This is a genomic window from Halanaerobium saccharolyticum (assembly GCF_004362045.1).
Classification (GTDB): domain Bacteria; phylum Bacillota; class Halanaerobiia; order Halanaerobiales; family Halanaerobiaceae; genus Halanaerobium; species Halanaerobium saccharolyticum_C.
The window spans coordinates 24973-46064 of record NZ_SNWX01000025.1 but is presented as its reverse complement, the minus strand read 5'-3'; the positions used below and the strand labels follow the sequence as shown (position 1 = coordinate 46064).

General features: G+C 34.3%; 21 protein-coding genes and 1 other RNA gene. 17 read left to right on the top strand and 5 right to left on the bottom strand.

Translation table 11 applies throughout. The features are described from left to right. Positions 1-119 precede the first annotated feature (119 nt). The 8 genes from DFR79_RS12595 (at position 120) to DFR79_RS12560 (ending at position 7277) form a co-directional block, all read left to right on the top strand. Positions 120-1079 carry a sugar ABC transporter substrate-binding protein gene (locus DFR79_RS12595; protein WP_133515826.1) on the top strand — a complete coding sequence of 320 codons (960 nt, stop codon included), beginning with the start codon at positions 120-122 and terminating at the stop codon, positions 1077-1079. 61 nt (positions 1080-1140) lie between these two features. Beyond that, the gene (locus DFR79_RS12590; RefSeq protein WP_133515825.1) at positions 1141-2646 is read left to right on the top strand and encodes a sugar ABC transporter ATP-binding protein; all 1506 of its coding nucleotides are present in this window, start codon (positions 1141-1143) and stop codon (positions 2644-2646) included. Between the two features lie 39 nt (positions 2647-2685). Further along, on the top strand, positions 2686-3693 hold the full coding sequence (locus DFR79_RS12585) for an ABC transporter permease (protein WP_133515824.1): 1008 nt from the start codon (positions 2686-2688) through the stop codon (positions 3691-3693). 160 nt (positions 3694-3853) lie between these two features. Continuing rightward, positions 3854-4208: a transfer-messenger RNA gene (gene ssrA / locus DFR79_RS12580) on the top strand. Between the two features lie 166 nt (positions 4209-4374). Beyond that, positions 4375-4797: a hypothetical protein gene (locus tag DFR79_RS12575; protein WP_133515823.1), complete on the top strand. Its 423-nt coding sequence runs from the start codon at positions 4375-4377 to the stop codon at positions 4795-4797. A 58-nt stretch (positions 4798-4855) separates the two neighbouring features. Next, on the top strand, positions 4856-5824 hold the full coding sequence (locus DFR79_RS12570) for a sensor domain-containing diguanylate cyclase (RefSeq protein WP_133515822.1): 969 nt from the start codon (positions 4856-4858) through the stop codon (positions 5822-5824). 13 nt (positions 5825-5837) lie between these two features. After that, on the top strand, positions 5838-6992 hold the full coding sequence (locus DFR79_RS12565; RefSeq protein WP_133515821.1) for a mechanosensitive ion channel family protein: 1155 nt from the start codon (positions 5838-5840) through the stop codon (positions 6990-6992). After that, positions 6993-7277, top strand: coding sequence for a DUF503 domain-containing protein (locus tag DFR79_RS12560; protein WP_133515820.1), 285 nt, complete (start codon positions 6993-6995; stop codon positions 7275-7277). Here the strand turns inward: DFR79_RS12560 and nagB are convergent. The 5 genes from nagB to DFR79_RS12535 form a co-directional block, all read right to left on the bottom strand. Further along, positions 7242-8012: a glucosamine-6-phosphate deaminase gene (gene nagB / locus DFR79_RS12555; RefSeq protein ID WP_133515819.1), complete on the bottom strand. Its 771-nt coding sequence runs from the start codon at positions 8010-8012 to the stop codon at positions 7242-7244. The two genes, DFR79_RS12560 and nagB, sit on opposite strands and share 36 nt — an antisense overlap. A gap of 30 nt (positions 8013-8042) precedes the next feature. Further along, complete coding sequence (locus DFR79_RS12550) at positions 8043-8774, bottom strand: GntR family transcriptional regulator (RefSeq protein ID WP_133515818.1); 732 nt, start codon at positions 8772-8774, stop codon at positions 8043-8045. A 107-nt stretch (positions 8775-8881) separates the two neighbouring features. Then, positions 8882-9445 carry a chromate transporter gene (locus DFR79_RS12545; protein ID WP_133515817.1) on the bottom strand — a complete coding sequence of 188 codons (564 nt, stop codon included), beginning with the start codon at positions 9443-9445 and terminating at the stop codon, positions 8882-8884. After that, a complete protein-coding gene (locus DFR79_RS12540; protein WP_133515816.1) occupies positions 9445-10032 on the bottom strand; it encodes a chromate transporter in 588 nt (195 codons plus the stop codon). Before DFR79_RS12540 ends, DFR79_RS12545 begins: the two co-directional genes overlap by 1 nt. Positions 10033-10255: 223 nt before the next feature. After that, positions 10256-11629 carry an IS4 family transposase gene (locus tag DFR79_RS12535; protein WP_133515815.1) on the bottom strand — a complete coding sequence of 458 codons (1374 nt, stop codon included), beginning with the start codon at positions 11627-11629 and terminating at the stop codon, positions 10256-10258. A 392-nt stretch (positions 11630-12021) separates the two neighbouring features. Here DFR79_RS12535 and DFR79_RS12530 point away from each other — a divergent pair, with 392 nt between their 5' ends. Genes DFR79_RS12530 through DFR79_RS12490 form a run of 9 tightly spaced genes read left to right on the top strand, consistent with a single transcriptional unit; the run spans position 12022 to position 21086 of the window. Further along, positions 12022-13083 (top strand): ABC transporter permease, encoded by a 1062-nt coding sequence (locus DFR79_RS12530; protein WP_133515814.1) that lies wholly within the window; start codon positions 12022-12024, stop codon positions 13081-13083. Then, positions 13076-13573 (top strand): hypothetical protein, encoded by a 498-nt coding sequence (locus DFR79_RS12525; protein WP_166638051.1) that lies wholly within the window; start codon positions 13076-13078, stop codon positions 13571-13573. The genes DFR79_RS12530 and DFR79_RS12525 overlap by 8 nt, the downstream gene beginning before the upstream one ends. Next, on the top strand, positions 13533-14489 hold the full coding sequence (locus DFR79_RS12520) for an ABC transporter ATP-binding protein (protein WP_243727792.1): 957 nt from the start codon (positions 13533-13535) through the stop codon (positions 14487-14489). The genes DFR79_RS12525 and DFR79_RS12520 overlap by 41 nt, the downstream gene beginning before the upstream one ends. 23 nt (positions 14490-14512) lie before the next feature. Continuing rightward, positions 14513-16081 (top strand): sensor histidine kinase, encoded by a 1569-nt coding sequence (locus DFR79_RS12515; RefSeq protein ID WP_133515813.1) that lies wholly within the window; start codon positions 14513-14515, stop codon positions 16079-16081. A 24-nt stretch (positions 16082-16105) separates the two neighbouring features. Beyond that, positions 16106-18355: an N-acetylmuramoyl-L-alanine amidase family protein gene (locus DFR79_RS12510; protein WP_243727793.1), complete on the top strand. Its 2250-nt coding sequence runs from the start codon at positions 16106-16108 to the stop codon at positions 18353-18355. A gap of 1 nt (position 18356) precedes the next feature. Then, complete coding sequence (locus DFR79_RS12505; RefSeq protein ID WP_133515811.1) at positions 18357-18890, top strand: GerMN domain-containing protein; 534 nt, start codon at positions 18357-18359, stop codon at positions 18888-18890. A gap of 24 nt (positions 18891-18914) precedes the next feature. Next, on the top strand, positions 18915-19766 hold the full coding sequence (murI, locus tag DFR79_RS12500) for a glutamate racemase (protein ID WP_133515810.1): 852 nt from the start codon (positions 18915-18917) through the stop codon (positions 19764-19766). After that, entirely contained in the window at positions 19766-20485 is a 720-nt protein-coding gene (gene rph, locus DFR79_RS12495; RefSeq protein ID WP_133515809.1) for a ribonuclease PH, read from the top strand. The genes murI and rph overlap by 1 nt, the downstream gene beginning before the upstream one ends. 1 nt (position 20486) lies before the next feature. After that, positions 20487-21086, top strand: a complete 600-nt coding sequence (locus DFR79_RS12490; protein WP_133515831.1) for an XTP/dITP diphosphatase — start codon at positions 20487-20489, stop codon at positions 21084-21086. Positions 21087-21092: the final 6 nt, after the last annotated feature.

Below are 21092 nucleotides of genomic sequence, written 5' to 3'. Positions count from 1 at the left end.
AGGGGGAGGGATTCCTGCATTTAATGCAGATTTCTAACCTGACAACCATGATAACTATTAATATTTTTAAAAAAACTATTAGATTTGACGTAACGCTTTAATTTTAAGGAGGGAAAATAATGAAAAAGTATTTATCGTCCTTATTAGTTGTTGTTATGGTCTTGACGTTATCTTTAGCATTTGTGGGTCAGCAGGCCAAAGCTCAGGAAGATGAACAAATGGAATTCACTTTAGTAGCACACTCAGCGGCAATTTCTTTCTGGAGACCTGTTAAACGGGGTATGCAGGATGCTGCAGAACAATTAGGAGTAAAGGTTAATTTTACCGGACCTCCCAAGATGAATCACAGTAGACAGGTAGCAATAATTGAAAACTTAATTTCTTCTAATGTAGATGGAATTGGTACCACAATTACCAGTCCTACAGCTTATGATAATATTGTTCAGAAAGCACTGGATAATGGCATTCCTGTAATAGCATTTAACACTGATGATACAACCCCTAATCCAAGAATGGCATATATTGGTCAGACTCCAGTTGAAGCTGGAAAGAGAATGGGACAGGAAATAGTAGAATATATTGAAGATGGATCAAAAATAGCATTTTTAATTGGTGATCCAGGCCATACAGCTCTTCAGGCTCGCTTAAAAGGAGCTCAACAGATTCTGGATCAACATAATATAAGTTATGATGTAATTGATACTACAACTGATCTGGCTAATGCAGTAAGTACAGTAATGAATTATTATCGAGGCCATCAAGATGTAGCTGGCTGGTTTGGTGTAAGTGCCACAGCAACTGCTGGTGGAGCTAAAGCTGCCGAAAAATTAGGATTAAAAGGTGAAATTGTAGCCGGAGGTTTTGATTTAACACCAACTACTTTACAGGCTATTAAAGATGGATATGCTAAATTCACTGTAGATCAAAACCCCTATTTACAGGGTTATTATACTGTTCATGCTCTATACCTTTATAATAAATATGCTCTTTCTCCCTCTAATATTAATACCGGTGGAGGAATTATTGATTCTTCAAATGTAGAAAAAGTTATAGACTTAGCCCAGCAGGGATATAGATAAAATTTAACCTAATTAATAGGAGGGGCCTGCCCCTCCTATTTTATAAAGGGGGGATCAATTAATGTCGGAAAATATTATAGAATTCAAAGATATTACAAAGAATTTCGGAGGTACCACTGCTCTAGATCATGTTTCGTTTACAGTTAAAAAAGGTCAGGTTACTGGTTTAGTTGGTGAAAATGGAGCTGGAAAATCAACTTTAGTTAAAATATGTGGCGGAGTATTTCATCCTGATGAAGGAGAAATAATTTTAGAAGGAAAAAAAATTTCCATTAAATCTCCCCGCCAGGCAGAAAGTATGGGAATCAGTTTTGTCCATCAGGAGCTTCCAATCTGTAAAAATTTAAATGTGGTTCAAAATATTTTTTTAGGTCCTGAACTTCCCGGTAAATGGGGATTTCCAGATAAAAAATATATGTATCAAGAAGCTAAAAAATTATTTGATCGTTTAGATGTAGATATAGATCCTCATAAAGATGTAAGTAGATGCAGTATGGGAGAACAGCAGTTGATTATGATTGCCAGAGCTATAAGTAGAGATGCTAAATTCATCTTAATGGATGAACCTACAACTGCTCTGTCTCCAAAAGAAGTAAAAGTTTTATATAATGTAATTGATCGGCTAAAAGAAGAAGGGATTAGTGTTGTATTTATAAGCCACAGATTAAATGAAGTCCAGAGAGTTTCAGACCGAATTTGTGTTTTAAAAGATGGCGAGTATGTTGGAAGTTTGAGCAAAGAAGAAGCCAGTGAAGATAAGATTGCCAGTATGATGGTTGGAAGAGATGTAAAAATAATTTCCAAAGAGGAAAATGAAGATATTTCTGATAAAAATGTTCTTGAAGTAAAGAATCTAACTCAGCAGGGTTTAGGATTACATGATATAAATCTGGAGCTTAAAGAAGGAGAAATTCTGGGAATAGCTGGTTTGAGAGGGGCTGGAAGAACTGAGCTGGCCCGGAGCATTATAGGAAATTATAAAATTGATGCTGGTGAAATTTTAGTTGAGGGCAAGAAAGTAGAGATAAATTCACCTAGAGATGCAATAAAAAATGGAATAGGCTATTTACCGGAAGATAGAGGAGCACTTGGTCTTTTTCATAAGTTAAGTGTGAGGGATAATATATGTATGGCTGAAATAGATAATTTTGCCGATAAGGCTGGTTTAGTAAATAGAAAAAAAATGAATCAAGTTTCAGAGAAGTATAAAAAGGATTTGGAAATTAAAATGCATTCCCTTAATCAAAATATTATAAGTTTAAGTGGAGGAAACCAGCAAAAAGTTTTGATTGCTCGCTGGCTTGCGGTTAAACCCAAGATATTGATAATGGACGAACCTACAAGAGGTATTGATGTGGGAACAAAAACTGAAATAAGAAAGCTTATAATGGAATTAGTTAAACAGAATTTCTCAATTATTATGATTTCTTCTGAAATGTTAGAAGTGATGGCAATCTCAGATCGAATCCTGGTAATGAGTCAGGGGAGAATATCAGGAGAGTTCTCACAGAAAGAGGCTACAGAAGAAAAAATTATGAAAGCTGCAGTAGCTGAAAGAACAGGTTAATAATATCGTTTAAAAAACAGATAATGAGGATGTGATTTCATGGCAGATAATAACCCCCAAAAAGGTAATCTTGATAATGAAAGTCAGATAAGTCCGGGAACTAAGTTTAAAGAACTTTTAAGAAAAAAAGAATTTGGTGTTTTCCTGGCACTTTTATTGATAGGACTTTTCTTTACTATTATGACCGATAGATTTTTAACAGTCGGAAACTTGATGAATGTCTTAAGGCAGACGGCAGTTCTGGGAATAATAACTGTAGGAATGACCATGTTGATTACAAGTCAGGAATTTGATCTATCTGTAGGATCTATATATGCTTTAACACCAATTATTGCTGGCCTCCTGGTTAGAGATTTTGGCTTAAATATCTGGGTTGCAGTAATAATAACAGCTGGTGTTGCAGTTATAGCAGGTTTAATAAACGGATTTATTACTGTTAAAATTGGAATACCATCTTTTATAACAACCCTTGGAACTATGATGTTTTTTAGGGGTTTAACTCTTATTTTATCTGATGGCTGGCCAATTGCAGGTCTACCTGATTCTGCATTTTATTCAATAGTTGGCGGTCAATTTTTTAGTATTCCGATGCAGTCTATCTGGTTTATAATTATAGTTCTGATTGGCTATGTAGTTTTTGAGAGATCTAAATTTGGATATAAAATATTTGCCACTGGAGGTAATAAAGAAGCAGCTCAACTCTCAGGAATAAATACTGATAAAATTAAAATGATATGCTTTATTTTAACAGCTTTAACTGCAACTTTTGCCGGACTTACTGATCTGGGATATTTAGGTTCAGTTTCCCCTACTCAGGGTTCGGGCTTAGAATTAGAAGTAATTGCTGCTAGTGTAATTGGTGGAACTGCTCTATTTGGTGGTTCTGGATCTATTGTTGGTGCCTTTCTTGGTGCTTCTATTATGGGAGTAGTCAGGAATGGATTAACCTTAATTGGGACAAGTGCTTACTTTAAACAGGCTTTAATTGGTTTAGTTATTGTTTTAGCAGTAATTGTAAATGTTAAGTATACTTCTAATAGTGAGTAATAATTGTAAATAATAAAGAAAGATCTTAAGTTTATAGCCAAAAAAGGAGCTCCCTTTTTTGGCTATAACAGCGTAGAATTAATTTAATTTTTTTTGATATATAATTTGACATTCTCTGACCTTTACGGTATAATATTAAATGTAAAAGAAAGACTTATTCGGGGGTGTTCTGGCTTCGCCTGGATAGTGAACCCTTTAGAAGCGAGCCGAGGAGTTCCTTTCACTCGTTAAACACTGGGAATATAAATTATCTGCAAACGATAATAATTACACTTTAGCTGCCGCGTAGGCAGTTAACGCCTGAGCGGATCCTGTCTGTGGAGTCGTCTTAGGTGCCATACAAAACAGGCTCACCTTCTTCTGATGTCTGTAGGAAGAAGGGACATTTAACAGGCTGGCAGTAAGCAATCCTGTTCAGCGGAGTGTTTACTGTGAGACGAAAAGCTGAACTACGCTCGTAGAAACTACTGGGTGAGCTATTTAGTACGTGGGTTCGACTCCCACCACCTCCACCAAATAAAAAAATAATATAACATAAATCTTGGAACCTGATTAAAAGGGTTCTTTTTTTTATGAGCTAAGAAGTTATACATAATGTTGGGCTGCTTATTTAGTAAAAAAGAAGGAAATTATGCTCAAATGTTTAATATATATAATAGAAATCTGAAAAGGGGTGCCCTTATGTCCAGGATTGAAATTAAGGAATATATCTTAAATAATAGAGAGAGTCTGGTAGAAAAAATTATGGCCCGGCAGTGGCGGTTAATGCCCGAATTAAAAGAAAAATACAATACTGCTATGGTTGAAAAGACTAAAAGTGATACTTCATATAACTTAAACTATCTGACTCAGGCTGTTTTTATAGATGAGAAGAGTACCTTTTCTAATTATTATAACTGGCTTTATACTGTTCTAAAAGAACGAGGGATTGGGATAGATGTTTTAAAAAAACACCTGCTGGCAATTTCTGCTACTTTACCCACCCAATTAGAAGAAAGTAAAAGTTTAATAAACGCTGTTCGCGAAAATAATAAATTTACTAATCTTAAAATTATGGTTGGTGGGAGGCTTTTTCTTGAAAAAGTAATCTCTGGCAGAAAATAGGAGCAGATAGTTTTGCAGATGACGCAAAAGAAGCAGTAAAGGTGGCTGATTCATTATTATGATTAAAAAAAATCAACAGAGCAGTGGTTTTATTTTAAAGATAAATGATGACAGTCAGATAAAAGAGGTAGTTTTTGGAAGAGAAGTCAATCTGAAATTCGGGAAAAAATCAGAGTCATATATTTTTATTGTACTTAACAACCTGGATAGTGATATTATTTTGATAGCTGCCAACCAGTCAGATGGAGTAATTACTGCTGACCGGGATGATTTGATAGTCTATTTAAATGCTAAGGCCGAAGAAATGCTGGGCTGGTCTCAAAAAGAGGCAAGAGGTAAAAAGTGTACAGAAATTTTTAAAATTTTAATTGAAAAAAATAATGATCATAATATAGAGATTATTTCAGGTGAAATTTCTGAAGCTGAAGAACTAAAAATTGATCTTTCAGCAGCTTTGGTAGAAAAAACTCAGGGTAAAGTTATTATTTTCAGGGAGATCAGTCAGAGAAAAGATATGGAGGCACAATTAAAAAAATATGCTGCTACTGACCGTTTAATTGAAGTTTTAAATAGAAGAGCCGGGCTTGATTATCTTAAGGACGAAATGGAAAAGGCTGAAAAGACCGAAAATACTCTCTCACTTATTTTTATTGATGTCAATGATCTTAAACTGGTTAATGATAACTTCGGTCATCAAGAAGGTGATGAACTGCTGCAAATGATCAGCAAGATTTTACAGCATTCTCTGCGGCAGGATGATAAGGTTGTCAGGCTCGGAGGAGATGAATTTTTGTTAATTTTACCCCAGAGTAATAAGAGAGCAGCAGAGAAAGTTTGGCTGCGAATTGAAGAAAAATTAAAACAGGCTGCGGCAGCCAATGAAAAAGATTATGAAATTTCGGCCAGCCATGGTGCTGCCGAATACAGCCCTGATTATCAAAAAAGTTTAGACCAACTTATCAATCAGGCAGATCATGAAATGTATGAAGAAAAGAAAAAAATCAAATCTGAATCTGATATCAGATAAAGGAGGAAGTTTGATGCAGGAAATTGGACTTGGGACAATATTATTAAATAATAGTCTGGGAAATTATATTTTAGCGCTTTTATTTTTATTTACAGTGGTTTTTATAGTAAAAATTTTCGATAAATTTTTGCTGGAAAAGATGAATTTATTTGTGGGCAGATTTTCGCGTTCTTTTTCAGTCTTATTAAAGAAAACAATAAAAAAGCGAATATACCCCTTACTCTACCTTTTTACTCTTTATTTAGCCTTTAAAGAACTTGAGGCGAGTACTCAGATTGATAACTTTATCAATCTGACTTTAATGATCTTAACAGTTGTTTTTGTAGTTTTAGCTGCTCTTGATCTGATTACTTACAGTTTAAAAAAATACTGGGCCAAAAAACAGAGAAGTGAAGAACAGCAGAAGGTTTTAACTATTTCACTTTTTCTGGCCAAAATTATTGTCTGGATAATTGCCTTTTTATTTGTTTTAGATAATTTAGATATTCAAATTACAGGGCTGGTAACCGGACTTGGAATTGGTGGTGTTGCAATTGCCTTTGCTGCCCAGAATATTTTAACTGATCTCTTTAATTATTTTACTATCTTTTTTGATAAACCTTTTGATATTGGTGATTTTATTATTACTGGAGAGTACAGAGGTACAATAGAACATATCGGAGTAAAATCAACCAGAATTAGAAGTTTAAGTGGAGAACAGCTGATTATTTCTAATACTGATCTTGTTAATTCGCGGATTAATAATTACAAAAGGATGAAACAGAGAAGGATTAACTTTAGTTTTGGGCTGACCTATGATACTTCTCTGGAGAAATTAAAAAAAGTACCCGGGATTGTAGAGGAAATTATTAGATCTATTGATAAAACAGAATTTGATCGGGCTCACTTTACCGAATTTGCAGCTTCCAGTCTCCTATTTCAGGTTGTTTATTATGTCAAAGATAGTGATTATAAAGTGTATATGGAAATTCAGCAGCAGATTAATTTCAGCTTAAAGGAAAAAATTGAGGAACTGGGAGCTAGTTTTGCTTTCCCAACTCAGACTATTAATTTTTCCAATCAAAACAATTTAAGCACTAAACTTGAAGATATTCAAAAAAATAGTACTGAAACAATTGAGAATCAGCCAGACAATGATCAATTAAATTTAGAAAGGAAGAGTAATTAGATGTTAATTGCGAGCTGTGAAATTAAATTATACTTACCAGGAGCGGCGACTTTAAAAGATAAGCGGCAGATAATAAAAAGTCTGCTGCAGAAGAGTAAAAATAGATTTAATCTTGCTGCAGCAGAGGTAGATGCTCAGGATTATATTCAGACTGCTGTACTTGGAGTAGCTGCAGTTGGCAGTGATTATAATCAACTGCAGAGTCTGATGGATAAATATCTTGATTTTATCGAGTCTTTTCCAGAATTCTCACTCACAGATTTCGAAGTGACAATCAGCCGATAAATCATCTTTATTAATTAAGGAAGCAGCTTCCTGATCAAGCAGAATAGTGATTTCCGGGTGTGTCTGCAGTAAAGTAGCTGGAACCTGGGTAGAAATTTGACCGCTGACAGTCTTCTTTATGGCTTCAGCTTTGCTTTTTCCACTTGCCAGCAGAACAATTCTATCTGCCTTTAAAATAGTTGCCATTCCCATTGAAATTGCTTTTCTGGGGACTTCGTCTTTACTTTCAAAATAGCGGCTGTTGGCCTTAATAGTCTCTTCAGTTAAATCCACTACCTCGGTTGCTACATTTAAGTTTTCAGCAGGTTCATTAAAGCCTATATGTCCATTTGAACCAATACCCAGAATCTGCAGATCAATCCCCCGGGCTTTTTTAATAGACTTTTCGTATTTTCTGCATTCCTGCCTGGAATCTTCTGCAGTACCGTCTGGAATATGGATATTTTCTTTTTGAATATTTATTTCATTAAATAAATTCTCAAACATATAATGGTGATAGCTGTTGGGATGATCTGCTTTTAGCCCATAGTATTCATCCAGATTGAAAGTCTGGACCTCACTAAAATCTATTTCATCATTTTGATACATTTCAATTAAATTATTATACATTCCCAGTGGAGTTCCTCCTGTAGCCAGTCCCAGATTACTATCTGGTTTTAAAGTGATCTGACTTGCAACCATTAAGGCTGCTTTTTTACTCATTGCCTGATAATTTTTTTCTACAATAATTCTCATTTTTACACATCCTTTATAATAATTTTAAAATTAATCTAAATCAAAATTAAATTTAAATTTGTAGTTATCATTTCTGTAATAAGCTGAGGTATATTCTATTATTTCAGCATTTTCATTTTTACTGAACTGCTCAAAGTAGAGTCCGAGCAGTCCCTCCTTGACCTGCATTTTATCTGCAATATCGCCATCCAAAATAACGGCTTCAATTTCTGCTTCTGCATTACTCAGCTGGATATTATATTTGTTTTTAATAAGCTTAAATAGAGAATTGTTTTTTAGTTCATCTTTTTTTAAATCGCTAAAATGTTCTACAGCTAAATAGGTGTTTTCCAGCAGAAAAGGTTTATTTTCTATTAATCTGAGTCTTTCCAGCTTGAAAAGATCCGCTTCAGGATTCAGGTTCATTTTTACAGCAATTTTTTTTTCTTTGATTTTAGCAAAATTTAAAATTCTGGTAGTATAGTTTAACCCTTTTTTCTCCATTTCTTTAGTAAAACTCAAAAGGGGAGAAATGCTGCAGCTCTGCTGATAATCGCTGACAAAGGTGCCGCTCCCCTGTTTTCTAATCAGATAGCCATTATCAACCAGGATATCAACTGCCTTTTTAACCGTCATCCGACTGATATTATGATATTCAGCCAGTTCTCTTTCTGATGGCAGCCGATCACCCACCTCAAACTCTTTATTTTTAACTGCATTAAGAATACTTTCTTTGAGCTGATAATAAAGGGGTAAAGGACTTTTTTTATTAATTTCCTGCATAATTTTGCCTCCTAGAATAGGAATATACAACATGTGGTCTATACCAATTATAATACAAAAAATTATCATCTGCAAGTTTAAAAGAGACAATAATTTTTAAAGATATATTAAAATTTAAAAATAATACCGATCAGTGCTGCTGCCATTATGTAAAATATGGGGTGTTTTTTAAATTTACGAATTGCTGCAAAAATAATAATTAATAATAATAATGATTTGAAATCAAAAAATTGAAGCAGATTATTATTTAACTGTAAATTATTTAGATTAAAAATTCCTCCCCGGGCCAGCTCAAAGGCAGCTGAGCCAATTAATCCTGCCACTGCAGGTCTAATGCCGCTAAATGCTGATTTTACCAGGGGGTGCTGATTAAAGCTTTCAAAATAATGAGCAATGATCGTAATTATAATAATTGATGGAGCTGCGAGACCAGCTGTCGCAATAATTCCACCCGTAATTCCAGCAGTATTATTACCAATAAAGGTGGCTGTATTAATTCCAATTGCTCCCGGTGTTGATTCTGAAATAGCAATCATATTCAGCAGTTCGGCAGCGGTCATCCAGCCGTATTTTGCGATTAAATCCTGTAAAAAGGGGAGAGCAGCCAGTCCACCTCCCAGTGCAAACAGACCAACTTTAAAGAATTCTAAAAATAAAATAAGATAGATCATTATTTATCACTTTCCTGATTCTGGTTGTGGTAGTTGTGATAGGCAGACTGGAGATTACCTCTATAATATTGGATTGAAATACCGGCTGCTGCAGACCCCAGAATAACAAAAACCGGTGATAGATCAAAGATTACCAGCAGTAAAAAGGCAAGTAAAAATATGAGCAAACTAATTTTACTTTTATCTGATTTCTGCCACATTTTAATTACTATATCAATAATTAAGGCCACTACTGCAACCTGAATAGCTGCAAAAGCATGCTGAAAAAGATTAATTTGCTGAAAACGCTTAAAAAATGAGGCAATAAGAGTTATAATAATAAGTGAGGGCATGATAAAACCAGAAGTTGCTGCCAGTGCACCTTTAACACCGCAGAGGCTGTAGCCGGTCATTGTTGCAGTATTAACTGCTATGATACCGGGAGTGCTCTGACCAATTGCATAATAATTGTAGATATCATTTTCTTTAATCCAGCCTAAATTATCTACCAATTCTCTTTTAATTATTGGCAGCATTGCATAACCACCACCAAAGGTAAATGATCCAATTTTAAAAAAAACCAGAAATATTGTCAGTAATTTTTTCACTTTTTATTCAACCTCCGGCTAATATTATAACACAATAAAAAAATTATGGCTAAAATTTTTGATAATTTCGCATAAAACCCTATTTCCCTGCCTGAATAAAAAGGATTATGGCAGTTTTTAGAGAATAAATATATATATAACTCAAACTTCGCACATAAATAACTCTTTTGCACCTTGAAATTTCAATATTTAGCAGAATTAAAGTAATGTGATTTTCACTGTTTTAGGCAGAAATTGGAAGATGTTCTACTAAGTTTTCTGGAAGCGCCATGATAAATGCTTCTAAAAGCTGATCCAGCTGTTTTGTAGTTAATGATAATTTATCTTTAATTGTAGTAATAAAAACTTCCATCAACATATGTATAGCCTGAATCCAGCTGATATCTGCCATTTCATCAACCAGAAGATAAAACATTTGACCAAGTGTTCTGTCATCTGCATATTTTCTGTTTTCTACTGACAGCAACATATATCTGGTAAAAACTATTGCTGCATGAGCTGTCATAGCATCATACGATAATGATCTACATTCTTTACTCAGTTTTAAATATGACTTGCAAACCTTAAAGAATACTTCTATCTCCCAGCGTTTGCCGTAAATTCTGATAACTTCTTCTTCAGTTAAGTTCATGTCAGTAGTTATTAGAGCAAGATATTCATTTCTTTTGTTTCGGTTGCGAACATAGACAATACGGGCAGGAATGGATTGTTCACCCTTAACTATAGTTACTTCCACTGATAAGAGATAACGAGATCTGCCACGACGTTTTCTGTTTTCTCTAAAGATCTTTGTCAAAGGCTGCATTTTACCATTGTAAAGATAATGAACTTTTGATGTTTTTTTGGCCATGGCTATTACATCATAACCAATATTTTTGACAGCAATCAGGGAAGATGGTGAACAAAACCAGGTATCAAAAAGCACATGAGATGCTGGAATAGCCGCTTTTTTAGCAGCTTCAAGCAGTTCAAGCATAACTTTAGGGGCTTTAGTCTGAGCAAGTTTTCTTCTGGCATATCCAACAGTCCGTTTGTCAACTTCAGCTGCTTCATTAATGCGGTTTTTAGAATTCTTTGTAGAAAGCAGACAGCCATTAACTGGCAAAAAGGTGTTTCCATCTGACCAGCCTAGAGTAAGTAGTCTAAATCCAAATTTGTACTGCTTTTTTGCATGGTCATATATTTTAGAGAGCAACTCAACCTTTTTGGATCTTGAACGCTCAAAGGTTGTATCATCAATAATCAGGACATTTACACGATCATTTTTTGTTAAATGTTCAATACTGTCATCAATGATTCTACCAGCTAAAAGAGTTGTGAACTGTATCCAGTTGATGTTGATAGATTTCATAAAGCGATAAACAGTATCTTTGGCAAAGTCTTTTTCGTTTTTTCCTGTTAAAATATCCATATACATGGAACGATTATCAAAAATCAGAGAAAACAGATAGAAAAAGATTGAAAGTGTCGGTATCCCTTTAGATTTATAGGCATTTGCAGCCTTTAGTACAGAAGCAACTCGATATTTTTTAAAAAAAGTTGAGACAGTAGAAAAAATTCTCTTATCATTCTGGTAAATTTGTGGTATAATTTTCATAGCATGAACCTCCGTTATGGTTTTTTGTTTGTTGCTATTCAATTATACCAAAAACGGGGGTTTCATGCTATTTTTTTGCTAAATAATATTGAAATTTCAAGGTGCAAAAGCACTTTTACAAGTGCGAAGTTTGAGTATATAACACTAGATTTATTAAAATATTTGTTAAGTTTATCTGTTAAGGTGATAACTTTATCTATGAAAGTGAAAGGGGGTTTTTATTGTGGCAGAAATAGTAGGAATTGTGGTTATAGTATGGGCTATCGTTTACTTTTTTGACAGAATGGCTCCATAAAAATAAGAAGATAAAATTGAAGGGAGAATCAATCTGATTTCTCCCTTCTTTTACAGGTGATTAGAATAATAAATTTTAAGTTAATAGGGGAGTAATAATGTCTAATATTATAGGAAATCTAAAGATTATACTTTTATTAGTTAAAAAAGATTTAAAAGAATCTTTAAAAAACAGAACTGCCTTGATGATTATTATGCTGCCGCTTTTTGCTTCATTAATGTTTTCTCTGGTCAGTTCACAGCAGCTGGTGCGTAATTTCGAACTGGCAGTAAGTGGACAGGAAAGCAAGGAACTTATATCATTTATCAATAATAATTTTCAAAACTTTGAAATCGAAGAATATGCGAATATAGAAGCTGGTAGGGCAGATACAGCTGCAGGTAATATTGACGCTGCGCTTAATTATAATCCGGAAGCAGCAGAGATAGAAGACCGCTATCAAATATATCTGGACAGCAGAAACTCGGTTAATTTTTTTATTTTAAGAGAAAATATTTCCCAGATATTAGCCAGCTATCATAATTTAGATAGTGGACCACAATTTAATTTTAAACCTGCTGCAGATTTTAAAGCCAGCAGTTCTATTTTACCGGTCTGGTTAACTGTGACAATTACCATGATCGGCTTAATGTTAATTTCTGCTTCTTTATCCGAAGAAAAGGATAATAAAACTCTGTCAGCTTTACTTGTGAGCAGAGTAAATATTTATCAGGTAATAGCTGCTAAAACCGTATTTGCCTGGATTTTAACTTTAATTACCACAGTTTTAATGGGGGCTTTAAATGGAGTTCTTACAATTGGACTTAATAGATTATTACTTGCCTTTATAATTGTTTCCCTGGCTGCCTTTGTTTTTAGCGGTCTGGGATTAATCATCAGTCTTTTAAGCAGCTCTCAATCTTCTTCCAGATCAATTTCGACTGTGATTTATTTTCCAATTATTTTTCCAGCTCTGGTTGCAGATGTTTCTCCATTAACTCAAAAATTAGCTCTGTTTTTCCCAACCCATTATCTTTATCAGGCTCTGGACAAAGTTCTGGTTTATCAGGGAGGAAATAGTAATTTAAGCTTAGAATTATCGATTTTATTTTTATTTGCCATTATTTTTTATCTTATTATTTTGATCTATATCAGAAAGGCTGATTCTATTGTTGAATAATAAAATTATTTTTTTAGTAGTTCTGTTGATATTTTTAGCCACTCCTTTTGTTCAGGCGGAAAGCTTTAAAAGTCCTGAAGACTTTACAGAATACATTTATGCTAATTATGCAGCAGAGAATTTTGAAGAGGTTTATAATAATTTTGCTGCCGAATTAAAAAGAATACTTGCCGAAGAAGATTATCTGAAATTTCAGCAGCATAATTTTGAAAAATACGAACTGGAATATACAGAAATTGAAGTAGGTACAGCTGAGGAAATTGAATTTGAAAAAATTAAGGACAAATTTGATTATGCAGAAGATTTCGGCCGCTATTACAAGCTCCAGGTAAGTTATCTGCTAAAATTTAATCGTCTGGGACAGCGGGAAGAGAGATCCGAAAAAGATGTTTATCTCAGAAAAATTAATGATGACTTTCAAATCTTCTGGGATTATAAGAGTGCCTTAAATGATGATCAGGCTGCCGATAGAGATGATCAGGATGAGTGAACCAATAATTGAGATTAATAATTTAGAAAAAACTTTTTCTGGTTTTAAAGCTCTCCAGGGAATTAATCTTCAGATAAATAAAGGAGAGATAGTCGGGCTGCTTGGTCCTAATGGTGCCGGTAAAACAACCACCCTTAAAATATTGACCGGGCTTTTAAATGCTGATCGGGGAAGCATCAAAATTATGGGAGTAGAAATTGATAAACAGCTTCCGGCCTGGCTGAAGGCAAAAATAGGAGTTGTTTTTGAGGAAAGCAATTTATATCTGCGCCTTAATGCACTGGATAATCTTAAATTATTTGCTGGAATCAATAAGATAGGCAGTGAGAAGGTGCAGGAACTGCTGACTGAATATCAGCTTCAGGATGCTGCCAGAAAAGAGGTTAAGAAATTTTCTAAAGGAATGAAAAAGAGACTGATGATCTGCAGAGCTCTGCTGGCTGAGCCGGAAATTTTAATACTTGATGAAGCTACAGGGGGTCTTGATCCTATTTCCGCTGAAATAATTAGAGAAAAAGTTCTGGATTTAAAAAAAGAAGGAAAAACTGTCATTCTGTGCACTCATTATCTGGAAGAGGCAGATCGCCTCTGTGATCGAATAGCTTTCATTAATCAGGGTCAGGTAATAGCAGTGGATAGTCCAGCAGTATTTAAAGATAGTCTGCAGGAAAAATACATTGAGCTTAAATTTTTAGCTGATTCTGAAATGTCTGAGCAGAGAAGGCAGGATTTTATAGAAGAGATTTTAGATTCAGATGATAATTATAGTCTGCAGTCTGGATATTTGACTCTGCAGCTAAATATTAATCAGCAGCTTTTCGAAAAGGCGGCAGGGCTTAGCTCTAAATTCAAACTGCTTGGTCTGGAAAAAATAGAGGCTGATTTACAGCAAGTTTTTAATAACTTAAATAATTAACGATACTTATCGGGGGAGATAGGATGCAGGGAATTTCACCTCACTTTGATTTTCTTTTTAATAATCTAAATAAAATGGCCTATATTTTTTTTAATCCCACTCGTTTTGGTCCTGTTAATCAAAAAATGGCTGATTTTTGTTCCTGTGAAATTTACGAATTGGAAGGCCAATCAATATCAGTTATCCTGGATCAAGATGAAATAGAAAAAGTTAAAAAGTTTAATCAGAAAATTTTTGAAGAGGGTTTACGCAAAAGTGCTAAAATGGAAATTGAAATAAATACAGAATTACACATAATTGAGGTTGATACAATACCTCATCATAATCAGGATGGTGAAGTTGATTATTTACTCTGTCTGGCAGAGGATATTACTGCTGAAATAAAAAAAGAAGAGAGATTTTATAGGAACAAAAAAAGATACAGCAGTATTTTTAAAAAAGCACCTCTGGCTTTTGTTGTTTCAGACAGGAAAACCAATATTATTGACTGGAATGATAAGGCGGAGGAGATTTTTGGCTGGCAGAAAGAAGAGGTTGTAAATAAAAACTTTAATCTTATTGTGGCAGAGGAATCCTATGCTGAAATTACAGATGTAATAGAGAATGTTTTTGAAGAGAAAAAAAGTTATAACATTAATAAAAATATAGCAAAAGACGGCAGCGAACTTTACTGTGAGTGGAATACTGCTTTGATAAAAGATAAAAACGATAAGGTACTGGAGATTATTTCTATTGCTCAGGATATCAGCGAAAAGATAAGGACCAGAAAAAGAATAGAAAATCAGAAAGAAGAATTGAAATATAGTGAGCTAAGAACTCAGTTTTTCGCCAATATTTCTCATGAACTGAAAACTCCATTAAACTTAATTTTTTCAAGTCTGCAGCTGCTGGAATATAAACTTCAGAATTCAGAGGCCCAACAGAATAATCAATTTGATAAATATTTAAGCTCAATCAGAAATAATGGGTTTAGACTTTTGCGCCTGGTTAATAATTTAATTGATCTAACTAAAATTGATGTTAATACTTTTCAGCTGCATCGAGGTAATTTTGATATTATAGAGCTTGTGAAATCAGTAGTTAAAAGTACTGGAGATTATCTGGAGGCAAAAAATAGAAACTTTCGTTTTGAAAGTGAGCTGGATTCCCAAATTATTGCCTGTGATCCTTTTAATATAGAAAGAGTAATTTTAAATTTAATCTCAAATGCTGTAAAATTTACAGCAGAAGGAGATGAAATTTTATTAAGAATTGAAAAAGAGGAAGCTCAGGTTAAAATATCTCTCAGAGATACCGGAATAGGAATCAAAAAAGAGAATCAGGATATTATATTTGAACAGTTTAGACAGGTTGATCAAAATTTCAACAAAAAAAGAGAAGGTAGTGGTATAGGATTATCTCTGGTTAAATCTATTGTGGAAATGCACGGTGGGAAAATAACTTTAGACAGCATTTATGGTATTTACAGCTGTTTTAATATCTATTTACCACTAGAAAAAATTGACAAAAAAACGCTGGCGGCAGAAAGTTATTCTGCTGACAGCCTTTTAAATAAGGTAGAACTGGAGTTCAGCGATATTAATTACATTTAGAAGTAAGGAGGGGTTTCCTTGTCAGTGCTCAAAAAGTTTACAGCTATAATCGTAGTAATAATTTTATTATCTTTGATTTTAACTAATAGTGCAGCAGCTCAAAATACAATTTATTTTAATGGTCAGGATATTTCTTCTCAAATTAAAACTATCAGCCGTGAGGGTGAGCTTCTTATCAGAGCAAGGGACCTGGCAGAACTTCTGGATGCAGAGTTAACCTGGAGACCTGCTTTAAAATCACTGGAAATGGAATCTCAGGGTGTTACAATTAAAATTATGGCCAACAGTCGTTATATTCAGATTGAAAATGATGCAATCAGAACTGAGGCTGGTCTGCAGCTTGTTGATAATCAGGCTTATATTCCCCTGGCAAAATCTATTGAGGCATTTGGATATTTGCTTGAGTACCAGAGGGATAACGAAGAATTATATATTTTTCAGCCAGAAACAACAATTAAAAATGTTTCCTGGCAGGAAGATGGTAATCAACTCATGATAAAAATGGATGAGATTACACCTTATAGAGTTTTACATAGTGAGGATGGAACTAAAATAACAATAGAGATTGATAAGGCGAAAATAGATCAGGAATTTAGCGATAATATCTCTAATAACAATTATTATCTGAAAGTGATAAATGTTCCCGATCGAGCTTTGTTAAGATTGGTTATTAAAAGTAAAACTCCAATTCCTTTTCAAATTGACGGAGGGGTTTACGAACACGAAGATTCGCTTGTGCTGAGTTTTTTACCGCAGTTAAAAGATATTACAATTAATGAAAACAATCTTTTAAGAGTAGAAGCAACAGGTAAAATTCCTGAGGCTAAAACTAAATATCTTTCTGATAGTAGAAAAATGATTATTGATATTCCTTCAGTGGTAATCGGTAATTTTGATCAGCAGATTGAAGATCATCCTTTAATTAAGGATATTAAAGTAACTCAGCATGATCTGGATCCGGTTATTCTAAGAATTGAGGCCACAATGGCCAATGGTGATATATTTAAACCTGTCCAGCGGGAAAAAAATAATCTGCTGACATTTAAACCAGGTCAGCGCTCCGAAATTAGTAACCTGGAATATGCAGCTGGAAGTTTTAGTTTTACATCTTCTTCTGCTTTAAATCCAGAGCTGTTTTTGCTTAAGTCACCACCCAGATTAGTTATGAATCTCTATCATGTTAATAGGGGTAGTGGCATAGTCGACAAAATTGAAGTTAATAATTCTCAGATTAAAAGTCTGAGAACGGCAAGATTTGATGAGCAGACAGTAAGGATTGTTGCTGATCTAGAAGAACTAACTGGCTATAACTGGGTGGAAAAACAAAAAAATGGTCTCTATTATTATACAGTTAATTTAAAAAATAAATTCTCAAAGATAACAACTAAGGATAATCATGATTATCAGTATTTAAATATATTAATGGAATCTCAGGCTGAGTACGAGGTTAAGAAGTTTAATTATCCTCACCGGATTGTTGTTGATTTCAAAAACACATTAAATAATTTAAGTAACTTTAATTCAATTGAAAAAAGCTCATTAATTAAAGATATTAGAAGCAGCAATTATCAGCTGGAAGGAGAAGAAGTTACAAGACTGGTTTTTGAACTAAATGAATACTACAGTCATAAAGTGAAATCTTATCAGAGTGGGAAGGGAATTAAAATAGCTCTTGCTAAGGAATTCTTAAGTAAGGAAATGAAACAGGATCAGAAAATTAAAAGTCATTTAATAGTTGTTGATGCCGGTCACGGAGGATTTGATCCTGGTGCAATAGGAGCAAATGGATTTGAAGAAAAAATACCTAATCTGGCTATAGCCAGAGAAATAGCGAGGTTACTTGCTGATAAAAAGCATAAAGTGCTTTTGACAAGAAGCTCTGATAAATTTCTTTCTTTACAGCAGAGAGTTAAATTTGCAAATAATAAAAATGCAGATCTTTTTGTAAGCATTCACGCTAATTCTTTTAACAATTCTCAAACTGGAGGAGTAGAAACATATTATAATCAAAGCAGTAATAACCAGAATAGACTTTTAGCTGAAAAAATACATGATAAGTTAGGTAGAAACTTAGGCATTTTCGACCGGGGAATTAAAGAAAGTAATTTTTATGTAATTAAATATACTAATATGCCTTCAGCTTTAATTGAAGTTGCCTTTTTAAGTAATCCTCTTGAGGAAAAACTTTTAAAAAGCCAGGATTTTCAGCATAAAGCAGCAGCTTTAATTGTGGATGGAATACTTGATTACCTGGAAGAAAGCGGGGGTAAATAATATGTCTGCAAAAATGTTAAGTGCTGATCAGAAAAGAAAAGGGCTGCTTATTTTCAGGATTTTACTGCTGACTGCAGCAGTATTATATCTTATTTTTCTTGGCTACAATAATTATCTATTAGAGAAAAAAATAAAAGTTTATTTTGCAGCTGACAATGCCAGTTATCTGCAGGCGGAAAGTAGAACCCTGGATCCAGATATTGATATATATCTTCAAATATTTGAAGAACTTAAAGCTGGCCCAGAAAGTGATAATTTAACAAAAACAATTCCTGAAGGCAGTCAATTAATTGATTATCAGCTTGACGATCAACTATTAACCCTGAATTTTAATCGAGCCCTGAAAGATAACCACTGGGGAGGAAGTACTGGCGAAAGGCTGACAGTGTATTCTATTGTAAATTCTTACACAGCCCTCTCCGAGGTTGAGAGGGTAAAAATACTGCTGGAGGGAGAAGAGGTGGAAAGTCTGGTCGGACATCTTGACTTAAGCCGTCCCTTGATGTACAATCAAAAACTGACTGAGGGTAATTAATGATCGAGATAGGAGTTGGTTTTGTTGGAAGATTCAAGTAGAGCAATAGGATTATTAGATTCAGGTGTTGGCGGCCTGACAGTTGCTCGCGAAATTTTTAGACTGCTGCCGAAAGAAGATATTATTTATTATGGTGATACTCTGCATCTTCCCTATGGACCAAAAGATTTAAACTTAGTCAGGGAATATGTAGAAAAAATAATAAAGTATTTAATTAATAAAAAAAATGTTAAAGCAGTTGTTATTGCCTGTAATACTGCTACATCTGCAGCTTTAGACCATGTTCAAAAAAAATTTGAGATACCTATCTTTGGCATGATCAAAAGTGCTGCCTTAAAAGCAGTAGATATAAGTGCCAGGCAAAAAATAGCAGTGATTGGGACAGAGGGTACAGTTAATAGTTTTGCCTATCAAAATGAAATTTTAAATCTAAATAATAGAGCTGAACTATATGCTGAAGCCTGTCCGAAATTTGTTGATTTAGTAGAGCAGGGTAAATTTGATGGAGCAGAGGTAGAAAAAACTGCCCGCAATTATCTTTTACCTTTAATCGAGGCTGAGGTCGATTCTTTGATTCTGGGCTGTACTCATTTTCCTTATTTAAGTCCTCTCTTGTCCGAAATAATGGGGAGCAGGGTTACCTTAATCAATCCTGCTCACGAAATGGCAGTTGAAGTGCGAGATAATTTAACTGAAATAGATCTGCTTAAAAAATCATCCCTAGAACATCCCAGGCATAGATTTATAGTGAGTGATCGTTCCAGAATATCAAGAAGGTTTTTAGAGCATGGCCGTAAATTTTTAGGTTTAGAAGTTTTAAATTTTAAAGAAGAAAATATATTTAGCAAAGAATACAACTGGGAGGAAAGTATATAATGCGTACAGATGGAAGAAAAGTTAATCAATTAAGAGATGTGGAAATAACAAGGAATTACACCAAGTATGCTGAGGGTTCTGTTTTAGTTGAGACTGGTGACACCATGGTTTTATGTAATGTATCTATAGAGGATAGTGTCCCTTATTTTTTAAGAGGCCAGAATAAGGGCTGGTTGACTGCGGAGTACTCTTTATTACCGAGAGCAACTCAGGATAGAAATATTAGAGAAGCTGCCAAACGAAAATTGAGCGGCAGAACTCAGGAAATTCAGCGTTTAATTGGAAGAAGTTTAAGAGCGATTATCGATCTGGATAAAATGGGAGAAAGAACCATCTGGGTTGACTGTGATGTTCTCCAGGCTGATGGAGGGACCAGAACTGCTTCAATTACCGGTGCTTATGTTGCTTTAGTGGATGCAATTAATTTTATGATTGACGAAGGAAAGTTAAGTGAAAACCCTCTCCAGGGATTTATGGCAGCAACAAGTGTAGGGATAGTTGAGGGAACTCCAATGCTCGATTTATGCTATGAAGAAGACTTTAAAGCTCAGGTTGATATGAATATTGCAATGACTGAGGCTGGAGAAATTATAGAAATTCAGGGGACCGCAGAAGAGCATCCCTTTAGTAGAGAAGAGTTAGATCAACTATATGATCTGGCAGAAAAAGGGATTCTGGAACTTATTGAAGAACAAAAACTGGCTCTGGTTGGTAAGTAAAATGAGGAAAATTGTTATTGGAAGTGGAAACCAGCACAAAATAGAAGAAATCAAAGCTTTTTTTTCGGATTTGGAATTTGATTTTGAGGGTCTGGATCCGGAATTAGAACTGCCAGAAGTTATAGAAGATGGAAAAAGCTATCAAGAGAATGCATTAAAAAAAGCCAGGCAGCGGGCTGAAGAATTAAATGAGATTGTACTTGCTGATGATTCAGGGCTTTCGGTTGAGTATTTAGATGGGGCACCGGGAATTTATTCTGCTCGTTTTGGTGGAGCTGATTTAAATGATCAAGAAAAATATTTAAAAGTTCTGGAACTTTTAAAAGGACAGCCGGAGGCGAAAAGAAAAGCAGCCTTTATTTCAGTAATTGCACTTGTAGATCCTTTCCGAAATATAGAAATTACTGTTAAAGGTAAATGTGAAGGTATAATTGCAAAAGAACCAGCAGGAGAAAATGGATTTGGCTATGATCCAATATTTTATCTTCCGGAATATGATAAGACAATGGCTCAGATTAGTCAGGAAGAAAAGAATAAAATTAGTCATCGAGGTCGGGCTCTTCAGAAAATGAAAACTAGAATAAAAGAGAGTTATAACTAGTAAAAA